This is a genomic window from Frisingicoccus caecimuris (genome assembly GCF_004340975.1).
GTDB lineage: Bacteria > Bacillota > Clostridia > Lachnospirales > Lachnospiraceae > Frisingicoccus > Frisingicoccus caecimuris.
On the sequence record NZ_SLXA01000003.1, the window covers coordinates 52,714 to 70,653 of the forward strand.

Sequence of the window (17,940 nt, forward strand, 5' to 3'; positions counted from 1 at the left end):
CATGAGCAAGAAAAGTAATAATATCTGGTCGCTTAATAGTAAAGGTGAAATTATGAATGAGTGCATGTATCGTAACAACAGAAAGCGCTTTAAGGCGGATACACCGTTTGATAACAGCATCGTCCCGTATCTGATCATGATCTTCTGTGCAACAGTCGATGGATTTGTATTCTACTCTCTGTTCAGTAAGATTTCTTATGACAGTCCAATGATGCTCGGCGTGCAGATTGCAGGTTTTCTGTTTGGATTTGATGTTGTGCCTATCTTTATCGGCATCCAATACAAGCGGCTGCGTCAGGGCCTGACGAAAGATAAGTTTATTTTGGTTATGGCGCTGATTGTATGTGGACTGGCATTTTCGATGAACATTGCGCTCCGTGTAACGACCATTGACCTGATTTCACCGTCAGCAGTCCGTACGGTAACCAGCTATATCGGCACAGCAACTCAGGAGACTACAGAATCAGGCATTGATCCGACGGCCATTGCGCTTACTATTTTCGGTATGGGCATTCCGGTTGTGACATCCCTGGGAAGCTGCCTGATCAGCTTTATCACATATAACCCGCTTGGCATCAAAAAGCAGCGACTGGCTGAAATGATTGAAGATACCAGAGATGAGGTCAGACGTTTCGATGCCATCATCGACGATTATGATGCCGAGCCTGATTTCGCTGAGCAGCTCGAAGCAGAAGATGAAGCTAAGTACGAAGAAATGAAGAAGATGCATAGAGCTATGGTGGTCGGTTATTGCGATTATGTGAGAGAGCGCCTGAAGGAACATCTGGGAAATCCGACCTCCAACAATGTTCTTTCTGAAGAAATCTGTGAAAACATTCTTGCCAGACTGGATAAAGAACTGGCATGTCTGGATGGTCAGACATCGCATACCGTTGATATGTCAGGCAGAGACACAAAATACACTATGATGCTCCGTGGCAACAGAGCAACAGCTTAAGGAGAGATGAACAATGAAGAAGATTAAGATTTTTGCAATGATGACTTGCTTAGTTACAGCCATGGCCGGGCTTGTAGGCTGTGGCAGTCAGACATCTGCGGATGAGACCGCTGGTCCTGCAGCTGTGTGTTATGCCATAGCTCCTACCGCAAATTCTCAGGGACTGAATATGAACAGCCCGTTGGTGCAGGATATGGCATATGATACAATTCTCGGATATGGCTATATCAGTGTTGTAACCATTGACGGTAATCCGGAACTTGTTGCAGCGGATAGCTATGATATCCCGGAGCAGTATAAGAGCGCTCCGAAGGAGAAGCTTAAGACGGATGCGCGTTCGAATGCAACAAATTTGATTACGTTCATGGAGAATGAAGTTGCCAATGATGCGCAGGTGGACTATCTGGAAGGATTAAGGATTGCGGTAAGGTCGTTAAATTCTTTAGAGGGATACAATTCCAAAACAATTGTAGTGATCGGAACCGGACTTTCTACGCAGGGCACCTTGAATTTCCAGAATAATCTTCTGTCAGCAGAACCAGAAGCAGTTCTTGATTTGCTGGAGGAGAAGAATGAGATTCCGGATTTTACGGGTATGACTGTTGTATGGCAGCAGCTTGGTGATGTTGCGGCGCCGCAGCAGTCACTTACCCAGTCGCAGAAGGCACGCCTTCAGGAAATCTGGGGAGGTATTGTAGAGCGTGGCGGCGGTATCTTTGTATATAACGATATTATGGCGAATCCGGTTGATACTGAGGTTTCTTTCCCGGAAGTGGATACGGTGGATCTTCCGGAAGAAACACCGGTAAAGTTTGATGAGGCGATGCTGGACGAAGAAAACGAGAGCCTGTTGGAAGAACCGGTTATGCTCACAGAAGAGCAGGTGTGCTTTGTACCGGATAAGTCAGAATATCTTGATGAGGATGTGGCGCTCGAAACAATTAAGCCCATTGCAGATTATCTGGCACAGAACAATCAAATCACGATCCTTCTTGCAGGTACGACTGCTGGAGACGAGGACAGTGCCTACACCATGGCACTTTCACATGAGCGTGCAGATGCAGTTAAGGCATCTCTGGTGGCATTGGGAGTGGATGAATCCCGGATTATTGCAGTAGGTCTTGGCTCCAGTGATCCCTGGCATGTATCCGGAGCTGGATATGAAGGCAGTATCGCGTCCAGCAACAGAAAGGTTGTTTTACTGGATGCATCGAGTGAACAGGCAAAAGATATTATGAATGAGTAGTGATGGAGGCCCTCTGGCAGGTATGTATTTTCCGTACCGCAGTGGGCTGAAATCCATTATAGGAAAGTTTCAAAAATTTTGTTCTGTTGTTTCAGACAGCCCGCCAGGCGTCCGTTTTTGAAATTCAATAGAGGGCTTATGATGATTATGTCGAAAGACATAGCGAACCTTGAAAATTTCATAAGACTGAACGCAAAACCATGCCACTATTGTTTTTAGGAAATGGAGGGACGGCATATGAGAAATACAGGACGTAAGCCAAATGTGGAGGCGGTGATCCGCTGGAAACTGGATGAATCTGGATTGCTGAGTATTGAAGGAAGCGGCAAGATTTCCGACTACTCCTGCGGAAAGCATCCTGCAGCTCCGTGGGAGGATAAGAAGGAGAGCATAACAAGCGTGTCTGTCGGAGAGGGAATTACGGAAATCGGGATCAATGCTTTCAGAGATTGTACGAATCTGAAAAAGGTAGTCTTGCCGGAAACAATCCATCGTATTCATGCGTATGCGTTCCGTAATTGTACGAGCCTGAATGACATTGAATCGGGAAAGCGCGAATGGAGATATGTATATGACAAACAACAGAAAAATGATGACGATGTCATTATTTTCGGAGTTGAAACATTCTTGAACGTGCCATGGGCAGAGAGACACTGGAGAAATTTCTATTGTGATCAGGATGCCTTGTATGTCTGTTTCTCATCCGGTGACAGGATAGCAGTTCCGGAAGGCATACGTATTTTGAAGAGCTTCTGCTTCTCAAATATTAGGGCAAATAAAATCATTTTACCGGAAACATTGGAAGAAATTGAGGCCTTTGCGTTTTCACAGGCATCTATTTTAGACAGGCTCCGTATTCCTGATAGGATTCATACGATTGACAGATTTTCTTTTGCGGACAGCGGATTTCGTTCAATCAGTTTCCCAGTGGATTGGCGGCCGAAGAAGATACCGTGGGGGCGGGGAAGGATGAAAATGACTCACAGACAGAGATTTCCTGAATTGATCGGGAGATATTCAGTTGGACAGGTTAAGGGCGAAAATCTGGGAAAGTTCCGCAGACTGAAGATTATTGAAAACAAACCTATCCAGCATAAAAACGGGCAGATTACAGCTATCCTTGATAACAAGCCCATTGCTGTCGGCGATAGTATGCTGCGAAGAATTCGTACGGGTCAAATCTTGATCTGTATCAGGTATGAAGATAACAGGGTGACCTCTGTGAAGTCATTTTCCTGGAGAGATGATTATAAGCTGGCGAATGAATATCTGATGTACCCGGTTCAGACAAAGGATACGGAGGTGGGTATCTGGTCAGATTCTTTCACCTGGCAGGAACCAGTCGATATACGTTGCGCTTTTTCAAGTCAGGATGGAGCCGCATTGAGGGACGCAGGGGTTTTACGGTTTCTGCATCCGGATATGCACGAAGAATGGTTCTGGACAGAAAATGATGGAAATTTTGGAGGTCCGTTGGAACTGAACTTTTTGAAATCCTGGATGAAGACCCATCCGGAAATTGTTATTGACTCTGCTGAGGAAAATATGGAGAAAAGCAAATATAGATGGTTTGTGGGTATTTAAGGAAAAAATCAGAGATTGTGGATTAGGCGTATTTCAGCTATCTCATCAGAAGGGAGGGATGCTTAATGCTGAAAGCAAAAGCACTTTGTGCAGTAGATGGTAATACAGCTCCGGAAATCAGGCCGCTCATATCGGTGGCGGAGAAGTCTGAAGCTGTTGAGAGAGAAAATGGTTCAGGTCTGAAAGCTTTCATCGGCAATATGCAGAATATCGTAATTGAGTCGGTCGGAGACGATGAAGAAATCCCGGAAGCAGTCAGTCACCTTGCAGTGAGAATGATGAACAGTAATGAATTGATCAAAGATTTGTTGCGGGAGCTTCGACAGCTTTATATTCGGGGACAGAAAGAATTTCGTCTGTCATTGGCTGGTAGGAGTGATGGAGAGAAGAAACAGATTATTTCTTTGTTTCAGGATATGGCAGGCCTGGTCAGCTCCGTCCGTTACTGTTCGGAGTTTCAGTCTCTGAATGGTTTTCTGACAGCAACACCTAAAGCTCAAATGTTCCTGACCGGAAGGTATCTGGAGCTTGCAGTGTATGAGACCGTCAGGGACGTGCTTCAGGAACTGGCAGTGAAGTATAAAACTGAATACGAGATATATCGTAACGTCCGAGTGGCAACCCGTGAGGGAAAACTGAAGAACGAATTTGATATTGTGGTCCATGTGGGCAATATCTTCTACGTTATCGAATGCAAAAGCGGAAAGTGCTTTTCTGACTGGGGAAGCTTTGCCGAGGTGGGAGCAACTTATGGAATCGTACCGGACAGACTGCTGCTGGTGGATTCCTTTATCTCTGACAGTAAGGCAGAATGTATCGAGTATTTTTGTGATTACTATGTATGCAACCTGAACAACAACAGCCTTCGTGAGAAAGTTACCAAAATGATCAGTAATGACTTTGCAGCGTGAAAGGAGCGTGGCATATATGAAGAAGATTGAAAGATTTAACAATTCTGCAAATTACTGCAACACAGCATTTGATTTTGGCTTTAGAACGGATAAGATTCCGGATAAGCCCGTATATTCCGCACGCGAAGACGAAGAGGTCTTCTTGACCGTACTGCCCTTCAATGCGACACCGATTGAAGAAATAGAACAGAAATTTGATGATGTAGATTTTGCCATGATTGAAGAGATTGCACGTAGTAAGTATTTAAGTTCTCTTCAGGTTTATCAGTTTGTCAGACTTCGTGGCCTTCATGTTCAGCGTGCTGGAAGTGACCGGCGTTTGAAAAAGATGCTGAAACTGCGTGTGATTCGTGAGTATGAGATCAAAGCATCAGATACCCTTAGGGGATTAAAGGTATATGATCTGGACTTTAAAGGGTTTCAGATAGCCCGCCAAAGAGGCGTTACTTTCAATAAGGGAAATCAATATATCAGCACCAGGAAAAAACAGGAACTGGCACTGTTTGATACAGCAGAGGATATGAAGAGAATCCTTGTCGGCAATATGATTATTCTCGCCGATCTGATGAACGGTGTTGCGCTCGACCGTTTTGGAATCATGGAAACCATGCGCCTTGCGCAGAAACTTCCTGTTATGGATGGCTGCATTCTCCGTACAGCAGCGAATATTCAGCTCGATGAGGAGTCTATTCTTCTGTATGAGGTGGTCAGATCTACGCCTCATTCCATGCGGAAGCTGGCGGATAAAGTCACTCGTTATTACACCCTTGCGAATCATCCCCGTTACCGGGAGAACAACTATTACGGACATGCTTCGGTGCCTCAGCTGGTAATCTGTGGTGAGTCTTATGAACATTGTGTAAAGATTGATCAATACCTTCGCAGCAGGGACCTGATCAATGAGAAGGACAGTCTGTTATATACAGATGATTTGTTATACGTCCAGAGGACGTTACAGAATCTTTATGAACTGGATAAGGATGGTCATCGTACCTGGTACAGGCTTCCGGCAAGACAGAGCGTAGCAGAAATGGAAAGGAGTGCTTAGGGAGGTGAAGCATAATGAGTGCACCAGTACTGATTAAAGGCAGCAATGGTATTACACCGGTATCTATTGAGTCAAAGCATATGAGTGATCGCAGATTGTTTCTCACAGGAGAGATCAATGCAGACAGTGCCTTGGATTTTATGAAGCAGGTGATGTATCTGAATGCAGAGGATGAGAAGGCTCCGATTTCTGTATTTATAAACTCTCAGGGAGGTGAAATCGATAATGGTCTCCTGATCTACGATGTGATTGTTGGTTCTAAAGCGCCTATTCATATGTTCTGTGCGGGATGTGCATATAGCATGGGTGCGGTATTATTTGTTTGCGGTAAGGAAAGATATATGCTTCCTCATAGTAAGTTGATGCTTCATGAGCCGCTCCTGGGAGGGAAAATCGGAGGAAATGCATCTTCGATCAAATCGATTTCTGACAGCCTGTTGGAGACGAAGATCATGATGAATAAACTCCTGGCTCAGCATAGTGGAAAGTCAGAGGAGGAAATTGATATGCTGACGTCTTATGACCATTACTTTACAGCACAGGAGGCAATGGATATGGGGTTATCTGACGGTATCAAGAGTTTTAAAGAAATGATGGAGGTGTGTTTATGATTAATGCGTGCATGGACAGAATGATTCTGGGAGATGGTGAAAATTGTGTATATAGCTCTGATTCCAATGTCACCGGGCTGAATAATAACGTTATAGCGGTGGGAACCTCTGGGTGTGGAAAAACGGTCAGTCTGATTGAACCCCGGCTGTTGGAAACATTCTGCCGGAGCCTGATTGTTACAGTGACAAAGCGCAGAATCGTAAAAAAATATACCCCTGTAATGAAAAAACGCGGGTATCAGATTTGGGATCTGAACTTTGTTCATCCCGGCAGCGGTAATGTGGGATTTGACCCACTGAAAAATGTAGCTTCGTTCGCAGATATTACTTTCCTGGCAAGAAGTATCGTGCTCGCGAATCCACAGAAAGCGAAATCCACAGCAGATCCATATTGGGATGATGCAGCTATTTCATTATTAAGCGCTGAAATCGCATACATACTCATGACAGTGGACAATCCCACCTTTGGAGATGTTCTTGATTTCCATAACAAGTTAACCTTTGAAGAGAGAAGCGGTGTCATTGTGACAAATTACGATTACAAATTTGAGTATCTCGAGGAGAAAGATGCATCATGTTTTGCAGTGAACTGTTGGAAGAGTTTTAAGCAGCTTCCGATCAGGACCAGCAGTTGTGTGTTTTCAAGTCTTAATACCACGATGGATTCTATTTTTACTCCGGAAATCAGAAAAATGTTTGATATGAAAAAGATGGTGGATTTCGAACAGCTTGCCTCTCAGAAGACAGTCCTGTTCGTGACATCCAGCCCGGTTAATCCATCTCTGAACTGCTTTATCAGTATGTTTTATGGGACTGCCTTTAAGGAATTGTTCGAATTTGCCGAGGAACAGCCGGGCGGAGAACTCCCGGTTTATGTAGATATTTTAGCGGATGACTTTGCAACAGGATGTCCCGTGAATATGTTCGACCAGTATATTTCGATTTTCCGTGAGAAGGGCTTGTCATGTACGCTTTTGATTCAGTCAGAATCACAGCTTTCTTCATTATACGGACAAGATAGGTCGACCACTATCATTAACAATTGCGATACCATCGTGTATATGGGATCGATGGATCTTGACACAGGAAGAAATATCTCGCTGAGAGCAAATCGCCCTTTAGACGAAATCTTGTACATGCCGATTGGTGCTGAGATTCTTTTTCGTCGAGGACAGAAGCCTGTTTTTACACAGCGTTATAATATTTTCGAGGATGTGAGGTATAAGAAGGTGACAGCTGCCTATGAGCGGCAGGCTGCAAAAGAAATGAACAGACAGCGAGGTGATTAAATTCATGATAGAGAAATTATTGAAAAGCAAATGGAGTCCTGTGATTATGCTTGTGGCATGGTTGCTTCTAATCTGGGTTCGGACATTTACAGGCATAGCGAACGGTGATAGCGAGATATCGGTATTCAGCGTTCTTACAACTTCAGCATTGGCATTATCTGCAACATTGATCTGTGGCTGGAATCTGTATGTCTGGGATGACGAAATTGAATTTTTTTACAAAGAACAGAACGGTTCAAATGAAGAAGTAGAAGTATCTGAGCGGGAGGATGACGAGGAAGAGGAAGAATTCCTTCTGAGAGGATTTGCACGAAAAACCCGGGAAAAAATGGTTATTCAGAGTCCGGGATTGAGAAAATCTCTGCTTGTTGTTCTGGTGCTGGCTGTCTTTTGTTTGTTCTCTTTCGCTTCAGCGGATTGGGGCGGTTGTATTGACTTATTCAGTGACAGCAATGATATGGCACTTGGTTGGTGGACGATTAATAAGAGATATATTTATGATATGTTGATCCTGGTGGTGTTTCCGGTATGGAGTACTTTTATAATTCGTAAAATTTCTGAAAGCCGGTGTTCAGCTGGTGCTGTAGCTTCCGGTTTGATACAGATACTTGCCCTGACGATGATGGGATTTCTTTTATACATGAGACTTTCGAATATCTGGCTGATAGAGATGGCCTTTATGAATACACTTACTCTGATATTAGCTGTTAGGGGTTATCTTTGGAAGAATATTCATAAAAAGGGAAATACCATAGCCTTGCTCATAGGATATGCATTGTTCTGGATCATGTTACTTTCAATGCTCCCCTATAATGGTCAGACATTTGCCGGATTTATGGGTGTTCAGAATATTTTTGCTCCATCGATTCCCGGCAGTTATATCTCCAATGTAAACAAAATTCTGGAAAATGCGTCCTTTGTTGGTCAGAGCCTGGTCCTTCTCAAGGACCCGTATATCCTGGATTTCATGAGATGTAGGAACAATCCGTTGCTTGCCGCTTTGTTTTATGGTGGCTGGTGTTCGGCGATTGCCTTGATCATTGTTGAAATCATATTTGTGATGGCGGCAGCAGCGTTGCTTACTCGCAGTAAACGTAAAGATGGAAGGGACATAATGCTTTGCATGGCATGGGTCTCCCTGGCAATCCGTGTTGTGGCAGGTACTCTGTATTCCTTTGGAGTGCCGATTCCCATTTTACTCCCATTTACCGGTAAGGTTGGAATTATTGCGGATACTATGAGTATGGGGCTGTTAATCGTAAGCTGCATGGTTAATAAATCCAATGCGTGGTTCGCCCTTGATGAGGAGGATGAATATGAAGAAGATGATGAATAGATTTAAAGCTATCCTGGAGGAAAACATATTGCTTTTACTTCTGGTGATTGGTGTGTGTGGGGGTGTGTTTCTGCTGGCCTGGAACTCTTCAATAAGATGGTGTACGACTTCTGTACAGACTGTTGATGCCGCATACGAGGAATTCTGGAAGGATACGGAGAATTTAGGCCCATCCGGGCATACGCTCAGATAATTCCGTAAGAAGAAAACGGAGGCAGCAGTGAAGAATAATAAGCACATGAATTTTCTGAAAAACATTAGAATATCCGAATCCCAGGCAAAGAAAAAGGGCAGTAACAGAGAAGTGTATGACAATGCCACACACAGAAAAACAGAACAGGAGGAACTGAATATTCAGAAAGAACTGGAACGAAGAATTGAAGAACTGTTCGGGACAGCAGAAGAGGATTAATATATGGACCGGATAGTGATGGTCAGCGGTTCATCAGGTTCGGGCAAGAGCGCACTTGTGATGCAATCAGGTTGGAAATTTGTCAGACCTTATATCTGCGATATCATCAAAGTTTATCTTATGATTGTCGATTTCCAGAATTCTGGAAATGGAATCCAGACGTTTTATGATTCCGGAGAGGGTTATATATATGCCTTCAGCGGTTCCCCCGGCGCCGTCAGGTCCGGGGTCAGAAAAGAAATAAGTAATCGTGACCATCTGACCTTTTTCTAAAAGGGTAAGTTTTTCGTTGAGAGTGGCAGCCGCTTCATCGGATAAGTCAATTTTGTTTACACGGAGGATTTCTTTTTTACGTATCGTTTCAGTATGACCTTTCAGAGCAGCGAAAGGGGAAAATATCTTTGCCCGGTCGGCGTTGGACATATGGGGATGTTTGGATTCCGGCCTTGGCAGATTTATGATATCGTCGTATCGATTGGAGATATTTAAAGACATACAGATGCCTCCCTTGGATTTTTGATGAGTTTTGGAAGCAGATTCGGCGGCTATTAAGCCCGGTGTCCGCCAATCTGGTTGTTACGTTCAATGGCCGTTGCGCCCTCTTCCAGACTCATGCCTTTTAATATAGCATTCTTCCCATATTTCTTTTGAATATCCAGTATGGCTTGCTGGAGTTTTCTGTCTCGTTTTAAAATCCGTTCTTTTTCATCAATTTCTTCCGGCGTGGTAAACAGGTCGTATTGAACATAGGTCACTGCCCTGGACTCATCAATAACATTATTAAAAGTGACGCTCAGTCTGTGGATTGACAGATTTGGGTCTACGATACGGTCATAGAGTGACAGCGCAGTTGTTCCGAGTTCCATGGCAGAGGAAGTATAAGAATTTAAATTCACGCTTCCATGGGCCGGTTTGGGTACAGACTGGCCAAAATGATCGATATGCGTTGGGCCGGAATAATTTTCTGAGTTTCTGTCATATCCGATATGGAGTACGATCTGATTGGTGACAAGCCCCTTGTCAACCAGGTCCAGTGCCAGACTGTCTGTCATTTCATGGACGACCAGACGCCCTTTATCCTTAGAGTAGGCACATGAAAGCACCTGACCGGAACCAATGGAATTACTGTCTGGTTTATAATTTTTGATATCTTCCATAGTGACCGGTTCCACACCCCAGGCGTGATCGATCAGCAGTTCCGCATCAATGCCGAAAAGGCGGAATAATAAATCCTCATTATGGAGAGACATCATTGCCACATCTCCCATCGTATACATGGCATTTGCTGACAGTCGTTTGGCAATACCATTCCCAATGCGCCAAAAGGCAGTAAGGGGGCGGTGATCCCAAAGCAGTTTTCGATAATCCATCTCATTCAATTCGGCGATTCGAACCCCATCTCGATCGGCGTCCACATGTTTTGCCACGATATCCATGGCAATCTTTGCAAGATAAAGATTGGTTCCGATTCCGGCTGTGGCGGTAATCCCTGTTTGTTTAAGCACATCCAGAATAATGGCTTTTGCCAGATCATGGGGCGACATGGATGTTCCGTCCGAGTTCTGATAGACAGACTGATAAGATGTCACATCCATGAAAACTTCGTCAATGGAGTAGACATGAATATCCGAAGGGCTTATATATTTCAGATAGATATTGTAAATGTCGGCGGATACATCGATATATCGCTGCATCTGGGGTGTGGCGATAATGAAATCAATCGTTTTTCCGGTGGATGCCTTAATCTGCTCCAATTTCTGTTTCACTTCGAATAATCTGGGCCTGCCGGGGATGCCATAGGCTTTCAGGGAGGGAGATACAGCCAGACAGATGGTTTTATCAGTGCGGCTCTCGTCGGCCACTACCAGATTGGCCGTCAGTGGATCGAGCCCCCGTTCAACACACTCGACGGAAGCGTAGAAACTTTTTAAATCAATAGCGATATAAATGTTGGACATGAGACTCCCCTTTCTTTGCCAGAAGATAGCAAACATACGTTCTTTTAATAGAATAAGTTTAGAACGAAAGTTCGAATATGTCAAGAGGATGATGATAAGGTGCCTCTATTTACAGGGCTGCCATTCTGTATTTCTCAAAAAAGTGGCAGACTGGTGCTTTGGGCAGACATATTCACTTTTTAGTTACAGTTTGCGGAAACTCTAGAATATAACATAATTGTATTTTCTGCAATAGGGATGTATAATAGTACGAAAATGGAATAAAAGGAATATGACAGAAATACTGCACTGGAAACGGTCAAACCTTGCCAAAATAATAAAGGAATTGGAGGTTTTAGTATGATTTTCATCAGCTATGGTCATGATGAACACGAGGGATTAATAAGAAAGATTGCTGAGGATCTTCGAAAAGAAGGCATTGATGTTTGGATTGACTATGATTGTCTCTATGGTTCAAGTCAATGGGAACAAAAGATTGAATCTGGTATTCAGGCCTCAAAGTGGGTAGTTATCTTTATGACCAATTACTCTATGCGTCGTCCGGATGGTTACTGTTTGGATGAAATCAGCTTTGCGCGGTTTTATAATAAGCAAATCATGCCTATAAAAATTCAGAATGTTCCACCACCGATTTCGATTGCCAGAATACAATGGCTGGATATGAGTGAGTATGCGACTGCGGATGGTAAAATAGACGAAGAATATTACCAGAAGAAAAAATGTGAGCTGATTGAGATCCTTAATGGGTTTAAGGATCTGGACTATAATATTGATGCAAATTACCTCTTGATCAACAAATTGAAGCCGCTTGATAATGAGAGCTATTTAGTCCCACTTAAAAGATTCTACGGACGCGAATGGCTTTTTGATGCTTTTGAGTGTTGGTTGACCGAATCCAAAGATTCTCGTGTATTCGCTATAATTGGGCAGGCTGGATCAGGAAAAACTGCATTCGTATCTCAACTTTGTCATAAGAATAAAAACATCGCGGCTATCCATTTCTGCAGATATAACAACGATGAACGTGCTAACCCCAAAAGGGCTATTATGTCATTAGCCTACCATTTGAGTACTCAAATTGATGAATACAGGCAGCAATTACTGTCGTTGACAGACTTAGATAAACTGCTCGACAAAAGTGCTTCGAGACTGTTTGAATATATCTTTATTGAACCTCTAATGAAAATGCATGCGCCAAGTGAATATGTTATTATTGTGATAGACGCTTTGGACGAGGCGACTAAAAATATGAAGAACGAATTGATTAACCTGATTGTTTCTGATTTTCATAAAACACCGCAATGGCTTAGACTGGTAATAACCTCTCGTCCAGAGCAAGACATTACTCGACGCTTAAAACATTTAAACCCGGTTGTAATTGTTAATGATTCAAAAGAGAATATGGAGGATGTTAGAGGCTATTTACATCTTAATCTCCAACCGTTCTTATCTGACTACAGCCCTAAAAAGCAAAGTGGAATTATTGAAAAAGTGCTGGCTAAGTCAGAGGGAAATTTTTTATATGCCGTTGAGATAGTGAAAGCGGTAGAAGGAGGAATTTTTGACCTGAGCGATGTCGACAGTTTTCCTGTTGGTCTTACAAATATATATATTAATTATTTTGAGCGAATATTTCTTAAAGATACAACCTACAGTTATCCTAAAGACATAAGACCACTGATGGAAATACTTTCTGTTTGCTACGAACCACAAAGTGATGACACAATTATCGATATATTAAACATGGATGAGTATGATTTCAATGATATTAAGGATCATATATTTGTTCTGTTCCCGTCCACTCACGGGTACATTGAGCCATTACATAAGAGCCTGATCGACTGGGTTGTTAACAAGGATTTGAGTGGTCAATTTTATGTAAATGAAAAATCTGGTCACACCAGAATGAGTGAGTATTATGGCAAATTTTTCTCTTCAGGTATTAGCAACGAATATGTCTCAAAATATCTGGCGAAACATTTTCTGAAATCCAGGATGCCGGAAAAGGCTGTAGAGGTGCTTAATGATCTCAATCTACAGTTATCAAGAATAAGAATAATGGGACAAGATACTGCCATTCGTGAGTATTTGGCTGAAATAAAAACACTTAAAGATGTTTGTCCGGAATTTACTGATGACGTGTTACGGTCGGAAACATTTCAGCACATTTTTGTAAAGAACAGACGGTATTTTTACAATGCAGGTCTATATTTCGAACTTAAAGACATAGGCTTCGATAATGTAATTTCAGAATACATGCAGATTGATTCTTTGGAGATTCTTGCGGGATGTGTTTATTATTATTACATAAACGAACAATATGAGGATTCGGAGAAGCTTGCTCTTGATATTATAAAGCGATACTATGAGCCAGAAAACTATGCCGTTATTACCGAATTAGAAAACGAGGTTGCACTTAGTTGCAGGAAACTCGTTCGCTTTGATGATGCGCTTCACCATTGTAAAATAATATGTGAAATCACAGGGAGTAGCTGCCCGGATTTCTACGAGGTTGCACTTGCCCACCAGACGATCGGAAAAGTTTACTACCACAGATGCCAGTGGGAAAAGGCATATGAAGAACTATGCCTTGCTGTGAAATTTCTTGAAGACTCTCTCCAATTGGCACCCGATGCTGATTATCAAAAAATGTTGAAATTGTATGTTGCGGCGTTTGAAAGGGAAGTTGCCCTGTCTCTTGTTTGGCAGAAAAAAATTCAATTGGCTAAACAACACTTAGATCATGCAAAAATGATATATGATGAGGTTAAAACAACCGACCGATATTATATCAGATATTTGTACGTTAATATGTTTGCTGATGCGGTAAACGGCGATTATTCCCGTGTTGTTGAGATATACCCTGATTTGCTTAAGATAGCAAAAAGTAATTATGATAAATCTCAAATAGAGTTTTATTATGCTATTGCAATGTATTGGAAGGGAGACGCAGATGAGAGCGCCAAACATCTTGAGATTGCAAAACACTTTTCTGATAAGATAGATGCTTATTTGGAAAAAAGTGAAATAGCGATGTTAGATACTCTGCTTATGAGTAATGATAGCAGATTTAAGGCGAATACCTTCAAAAGCGATAATCAGGATATCGTTAATTGGCTTAAGTTTGTTTGGTGTTTTATTGTTGGGGAGGAGAAATAAAAAGTGAGCTATAAATTTATAGCAGTAGATATGGATGGAACATTGCTGGACAGCAATGGGCTGATAACAGAGAATACAGTAAATGCAATCCGACATTTGGTCAAGTCGGGGGTTATATTTACTATATCCACCGGCAGACCAATTCAAGGAGTAGAAAAATACAATTCGCTATTGCACCTTAGGGGCCCCGTCATTACTTACAACGGCTCTATGATTGTTGATGCAGAGTCATATGAAACTTTGTTTGAAAGAGGATTGTTGAGCGTTGATGCAAGAAGAATATTTGAATTGGGTTTGCATTATGATACAACTATGTGCATATGGGCAGGGAATCAGCTCTATGGCAACAAGTTGAACTCCAGAATGCACGATTATAAAAAACTCTCTGGGGTTGAACCGATTAAGCTTATAGATATAGAAAAGGTGCTGGATATAGGTGTAACTAAGATTTTATGGTACGATGATGTGGATACAGTAAAAAAAATGATGCAGGAACTATCTGATGACATGTTTTCTGAAGTGACATACTGTACGTCCAAACCAACCTTTTTAGAGTTCTTTAATCGCAGAGTATCGAAATCTGAAGCAATGAGGCAGATTGGGCAAATATACAGTATTGCTCCCGAAGAAATGATTGCAATTGGCGATGGCCTGAATGATTTGAGTATGATACAGTATGCTGGGATGGGAATAGCGATGGCAAATGCGGATAATGAAGTTAAAAATAATGCACAATACATCACTACATCAAATGATGATGAGGGTGTATTGAATGCACTTAAGAGATTTTTTCCAGGAGAATTAAGAAACCTTTCGATTTGATAAAAGTCGTTCTCCAGGGGGAAGAATAGAATGCTTAGAATTTAAGCCATCAAACAAGATAGGATAAAAGATGGAGCAGGTATACTCGATCTTTTATCCTATTACTTATTTGGCGAAAGTTGGAATATGAATTGCTTAGGCGGATACGTTTACTTTCTAAAAGCAGAGGGTACGGATATCGATATCACGCTGTAATATCCTTCCTTGTATATTTCAGGAAAGCTGCACCGACGGCAACGGCGGCATAAATGAGACCGAGGGCCAGCAGATACATATCAATGGCACTTTCAGATATGATATCGGCAGCTTCGGCGTAGGCAAAAGGTGTAATGTATTTCAGAAATTCGGCCTGACTGCTGATATTTTTAAAGAGGTTTAAGAAGTAGAGCAGGGCGGCAAGACCGAGGCCGACACCAACACCGCTGCGGCGGATAAAGGCGGAGATTCCGAAACAAATGCAGGCAATCTCCAGTTGGAGAACGGTATAGGCGCCGTGGAGCAGCAGGAATTCTCGGATGGCCAATTCTTCACCAATAAAAGCGAAGGATGCGGCGGATACTGCCATAATAAATACATTCATAAGGAGCAGTTCAAAAAGAATAGCCGCAAGTTTTTGAAAAATTACTGTCCGGCGTCGGACCGGATGGGTCAGAAGAAATTCGGCGGTCCGTTCTTTTTCCTCTTTTGCGAGGGCGTTGATGCCTAAAAGGGCAGCAAAGAAACCACCTCCGATGCTCAGAATGTTGCCGCATTCGATGGCATAGAATCCCATGACATCACCGAAGTTTAAGCGATCCATTCCGAAGGCCTGAGTGAAGCTTCCCATGTTGGAAAACATATTGTTCATATCCTCCATACCGGTGTTCATTTCAGGAAACATCATCATGCATATAAGAAGCATGAGGGCAATGGAGAAGGTCCAGATCAGGAATGACAGACGGTTTTGTTTGATTTCGTGAAGAAAGAGGGTCATATAAGATCAGCCTCCTTTGTGTAGTAATGCAGAAAGATTTCTTCCAGTTCAGGTTCGGTAACGGTCATGTCAGTGATAGGTATCTGATTCAATTCGGCAATCAGAACTTTCATGTTGCCGTCATATAAAAAACTGACAGAGTTTTCGGTACAGGATATGTTTTTCATGTTTTCCAACCGGGGCGGCGAGGAAATACCGTGCAGCGTAATACGCCGGGCTTTTGTATTTGTGAGTTTTTCTACAGAATCGCAGGCAATCAGGCAGCCCTCCCGAATGATGGCGGCATTTTTGCAGTGATGCTGGATTTCTGAGAGGATATGGGAAGAGAGGAAAATAGTGGCGCCCTGACTGTTTCTTTCATGAATTAATTCAAAAAAAGCTTTTTGCATCAGCGGGTCCAGCCCGCTGGTTGGCTCATCCAGTATATATAAGTCTGGCTGGTGCATAAAGCCACAGACAATGGACACTTTTTTTCGGTTCCCGAGAGAAAGTTCTTCAACCTTCTTTTTTGTATCCAATTTGAAGCGTTCACACAAATGATGGGCTTCGGCCAGGCAGTTTTTGCCGTGAAGGGAAGCGGACAGGCGAAGGACATCTTCTACTCGCATTCCGTGATAAAACATGGCTTCAGAGGGCATGTATCCAATTCGGGACAAAATTTCAATATGATTTTTCAGGATATCTTGTTCAAAAATCCGGGCGTTGCCCGAGGTTGGCGAAATCAGACCGAGCAAGGTGCGGATCGTCGTACTTTTTCCCGCACCGTTGGGGCCGATAAAGCCAAAAATATCCCCTGCTTCGACAGAAAGATTCATGTCGATGATTCCGCGGGCTTTACCGTAGTATTTGGTGAGATTTTCTGTCTGAATAATTTTCATTTGGTGTCTCCTTTCACTGGCTTTTCATGGCAGAAGGACGTTGATTCTTCTTGTATGTCACGACAATAGGCAATTTTCCAAAAGTCCAGGATTTTCAGAAAATCCTTCTCCAGTTGGTCAAAATTAAAGGAATCCAGCTGCAGCACCTTCCATAAATAACCTTCCGTAGTCCAGTACATGGTTTTGATGATCATTTCCAGGTCCAGACCGGGACGGAAATCTGCCGGATTGAGTTTCGGCATAAAAATGGCGGCGCTGCTTTGAACGATATTCGCATAGCTTCTTTGAATTTCAAAGACAATTTCCGGTTCTTTTTCGTAAAAGGCCTTCAGTGTAAATGCGGTCAGATCCGGATATTTTTTCATGACAGCCAGCTTGGCATACATTCCCCGGCGCATCATTTCAAACAGGTCTTCCGTTTCATAACAGGCGTAAGATTTTACTGTTTCCAGCGTTATTTCAGCAGCTTTATTCCACAGGAAGAGATAGAGCTCTTTTTTGTTGTGAAAGTAATGAAAAAGCAGGGATTTACTGATACCGGCCGTCAGGGCAATTTCGCCGACAGGACTTTTTTTGTAGCTGTTTTTACTGAACACATGATAGCCGGCGTTTATGATGCGCTGCTGTTTTTCTTCCGGCAGAGAAAAAAATTTATCATTCACAGGGACACCTCCGTTAACCGTTCTGGTTAATTTAAGTATAGTATGATTGACCGTTTTTGAGAAGGCCCTTAAAAAATAAGTTGCTCATGATTG

At 42.6% G+C, this 17,940-nt stretch carries 17 protein-coding genes; 12 read left to right on the plus strand and 5 right to left on the minus strand.

The features are described from left to right. Window position 1 precedes the first annotated feature (1 nt). The 10 genes from EV212_RS04360 (at window position 2) to EV212_RS04405 (ending at window position 9,395) form a co-directional block, all read left to right on the plus strand. The gene (locus tag EV212_RS04360; RefSeq protein WP_132089460.1) at window positions 2–958 is read left to right on the plus strand and encodes a hypothetical protein; all 957 of its coding nucleotides are present in this window, start codon (window positions 2–4) and stop codon (window positions 956–958) included. Window positions 959–971: 13 nt separating this feature from the next. Then, on the plus strand, window positions 972–2,204 hold the full coding sequence (locus EV212_RS04365) for an OmpA family protein (protein ID WP_132089463.1): 1,233 nt from the start codon (window positions 972–974) through the stop codon (window positions 2,202–2,204). Between the two features lie 237 nt (window positions 2,205–2,441). Continuing rightward, a complete protein-coding gene (locus tag EV212_RS04370; protein WP_165873296.1) occupies window positions 2,442–3,788 on the plus strand; it encodes a leucine-rich repeat domain-containing protein in 1,347 nt (448 codons plus the stop codon). A 65-nt stretch (window positions 3,789–3,853) separates the two neighbouring features. Next, window positions 3,854–4,699 carry a Card1-like endonuclease domain-containing protein gene (locus EV212_RS04375; RefSeq protein WP_132089469.1) on the plus strand — a complete coding sequence of 282 codons (846 nt, stop codon included), beginning with the start codon at window positions 3,854–3,856 and terminating at the stop codon, window positions 4,697–4,699. A 16-nt stretch (window positions 4,700–4,715) separates the two neighbouring features. Continuing rightward, window positions 4,716–5,747 (plus strand): hypothetical protein, encoded by a 1,032-nt coding sequence (locus EV212_RS04380; protein ID WP_132089472.1) that lies wholly within the window; start codon window positions 4,716–4,718, stop codon window positions 5,745–5,747. 14 nt (window positions 5,748–5,761) lie between these two features. Beyond that, a complete protein-coding gene (locus EV212_RS04385; RefSeq protein WP_132089475.1) occupies window positions 5,762–6,358 on the plus strand; it encodes a ClpP family protease in 597 nt (198 codons plus the stop codon). Next, window positions 6,355–7,647, plus strand: a complete 1,293-nt coding sequence (locus tag EV212_RS04390) for a type IV secretory system conjugative DNA transfer family protein (RefSeq protein ID WP_243115454.1) — start codon at window positions 6,355–6,357, stop codon at window positions 7,645–7,647. Before EV212_RS04385 ends, EV212_RS04390 begins: the two co-directional genes overlap by 4 nt. 4 nt (window positions 7,648–7,651) lie before the next feature. Continuing rightward, entirely contained in the window at window positions 7,652–8,983 is a 1,332-nt protein-coding gene (locus EV212_RS04395) for a hypothetical protein (RefSeq protein ID WP_132089477.1), read from the plus strand. Further along, entirely contained in the window at window positions 8,964–9,176 is a 213-nt protein-coding gene (locus EV212_RS04400) for a hypothetical protein (protein WP_132089480.1), read from the plus strand. The genes EV212_RS04395 and EV212_RS04400 overlap by 20 nt, the downstream gene beginning before the upstream one ends. A 45-nt stretch (window positions 9,177–9,221) precedes the next feature. Further along, on the plus strand, window positions 9,222–9,395 hold the full coding sequence (locus tag EV212_RS04405) for a hypothetical protein (RefSeq protein ID WP_165873297.1): 174 nt from the start codon (window positions 9,222–9,224) through the stop codon (window positions 9,393–9,395). Window positions 9,396–9,461: 66 nt separating this feature from the next. Here EV212_RS04405 and EV212_RS04410 read toward each other — a convergent pair whose 3' ends face one another. Next, on the minus strand, window positions 9,462–9,890 hold the full coding sequence (locus EV212_RS04410) for a hypothetical protein (RefSeq protein WP_132089486.1): 429 nt from the start codon (window positions 9,888–9,890) through the stop codon (window positions 9,462–9,464). Window positions 9,891–9,943: 53 nt separating this feature from the next. After that, window positions 9,944–11,353: a Y-family DNA polymerase gene (locus tag EV212_RS04415; protein ID WP_132089489.1), complete on the minus strand. Its 1,410-nt coding sequence runs from the start codon at window positions 11,351–11,353 to the stop codon at window positions 9,944–9,946. 339 nt (window positions 11,354–11,692) lie between these two features. Between EV212_RS04415 and EV212_RS04420 the strand changes: the two genes are divergently transcribed. Both EV212_RS04420 and EV212_RS04425 read left to right on the plus strand, forming a co-directional pair. Next, the gene (locus EV212_RS04420) at window positions 11,693–14,512 is read left to right on the plus strand and encodes a P-loop domain-containing protein (protein WP_132089492.1); all 2,820 of its coding nucleotides are present in this window, start codon (window positions 11,693–11,695) and stop codon (window positions 14,510–14,512) included. 3 nt (window positions 14,513–14,515) lie between these two features. Then, window positions 14,516–15,334: a Cof-type HAD-IIB family hydrolase gene (locus EV212_RS04425; protein ID WP_132089495.1), complete on the plus strand. Its 819-nt coding sequence runs from the start codon at window positions 14,516–14,518 to the stop codon at window positions 15,332–15,334. 184 nt (window positions 15,335–15,518) lie between these two features. Here the strand turns inward: EV212_RS04425 and EV212_RS04430 are convergent, their stop codons facing one another. Genes EV212_RS04430 through EV212_RS04440 form a run of 3 tightly spaced genes read right to left on the minus strand, consistent with a single transcriptional unit; the run spans window position 15,519 to window position 17,847 of the window. Continuing rightward, window positions 15,519–16,307, minus strand: coding sequence for an ABC transporter permease subunit (locus EV212_RS04430; RefSeq protein WP_132089498.1), 789 nt, complete (start codon window positions 16,305–16,307; stop codon window positions 15,519–15,521). After that, a complete protein-coding gene (locus tag EV212_RS04435) occupies window positions 16,304–17,185 on the minus strand; it encodes an ABC transporter ATP-binding protein (RefSeq protein ID WP_132089501.1) in 882 nt (293 codons plus the stop codon). Before EV212_RS04435 ends, EV212_RS04430 begins: the two co-directional genes overlap by 4 nt. Beyond that, window positions 17,182–17,847: a TetR/AcrR family transcriptional regulator gene (locus tag EV212_RS04440; protein ID WP_132089503.1), complete on the minus strand. Its 666-nt coding sequence runs from the start codon at window positions 17,845–17,847 to the stop codon at window positions 17,182–17,184. Before EV212_RS04440 ends, EV212_RS04435 begins: the two co-directional genes overlap by 4 nt. Window positions 17,848–17,940: the final 93 nt, after the last annotated feature.

Coding starts and splice junctions, on each gene's coding strand:
- EV212_RS04380 (WP_132089472.1), top strand. CDS start 4,716: ATGAAGAAGATTGAAAGATTTAACAATTCTGCAAATTACTGCAACACA.
- EV212_RS04375 (WP_132089469.1), top strand. CDS start 3,854: ATGCTGAAAGCAAAAGCACTTTGTGCAGTAGATGGTAATACAGCTCCG.
- EV212_RS04400 (WP_132089480.1), top strand. CDS start 8,964: ATGAAGAAGATGATGAATAGATTTAAAGCTATCCTGGAGGAAAACATA.
- EV212_RS04420 (WP_132089492.1), top strand. CDS start 11,693: ATGATTTTCATCAGCTATGGTCATGATGAACACGAGGGATTAATAAGA.
- EV212_RS04435 (WP_132089501.1), bottom strand. CDS start 17,185: ATGAAAATTATTCAGACAGAAAATCTCACCAAATACTACGGTAAAGCC.
- EV212_RS04410 (WP_132089486.1), bottom strand. CDS start 9,890: ATGTCTTTAAATATCTCCAATCGATACGACGATATCATAAATCTGCCA.
- EV212_RS04370 (WP_165873296.1), top strand. CDS start 2,442: ATGAGAAATACAGGACGTAAGCCAAATGTGGAGGCGGTGATCCGCTGG.
- EV212_RS04365 (WP_132089463.1), top strand. CDS start 972: ATGAAGAAGATTAAGATTTTTGCAATGATGACTTGCTTAGTTACAGCC.
- EV212_RS04405 (WP_165873297.1), top strand. CDS start 9,222: ATGAATTTTCTGAAAAACATTAGAATATCCGAATCCCAGGCAAAGAAA.
- EV212_RS04360 (WP_132089460.1), top strand. CDS start 2: ATGAGCAAGAAAAGTAATAATATCTGGTCGCTTAATAGTAAAGGTGAA.
- EV212_RS04430 (WP_132089498.1), bottom strand. CDS start 16,307: ATGACCCTCTTTCTTCACGAAATCAAACAAAACCGTCTGTCATTCCTG.
- EV212_RS04415 (WP_132089489.1), bottom strand. CDS start 11,353: ATGTCCAACATTTATATCGCTATTGATTTAAAAAGTTTCTACGCTTCC.
- EV212_RS04395 (WP_132089477.1), top strand. CDS start 7,652: ATGATAGAGAAATTATTGAAAAGCAAATGGAGTCCTGTGATTATGCTT.
- EV212_RS04385 (WP_132089475.1), top strand. CDS start 5,762: ATGAGTGCACCAGTACTGATTAAAGGCAGCAATGGTATTACACCGGTA.
- EV212_RS04390 (WP_243115454.1), top strand. CDS start 6,355: ATGATTAATGCGTGCATGGACAGAATGATTCTGGGAGATGGTGAAAAT.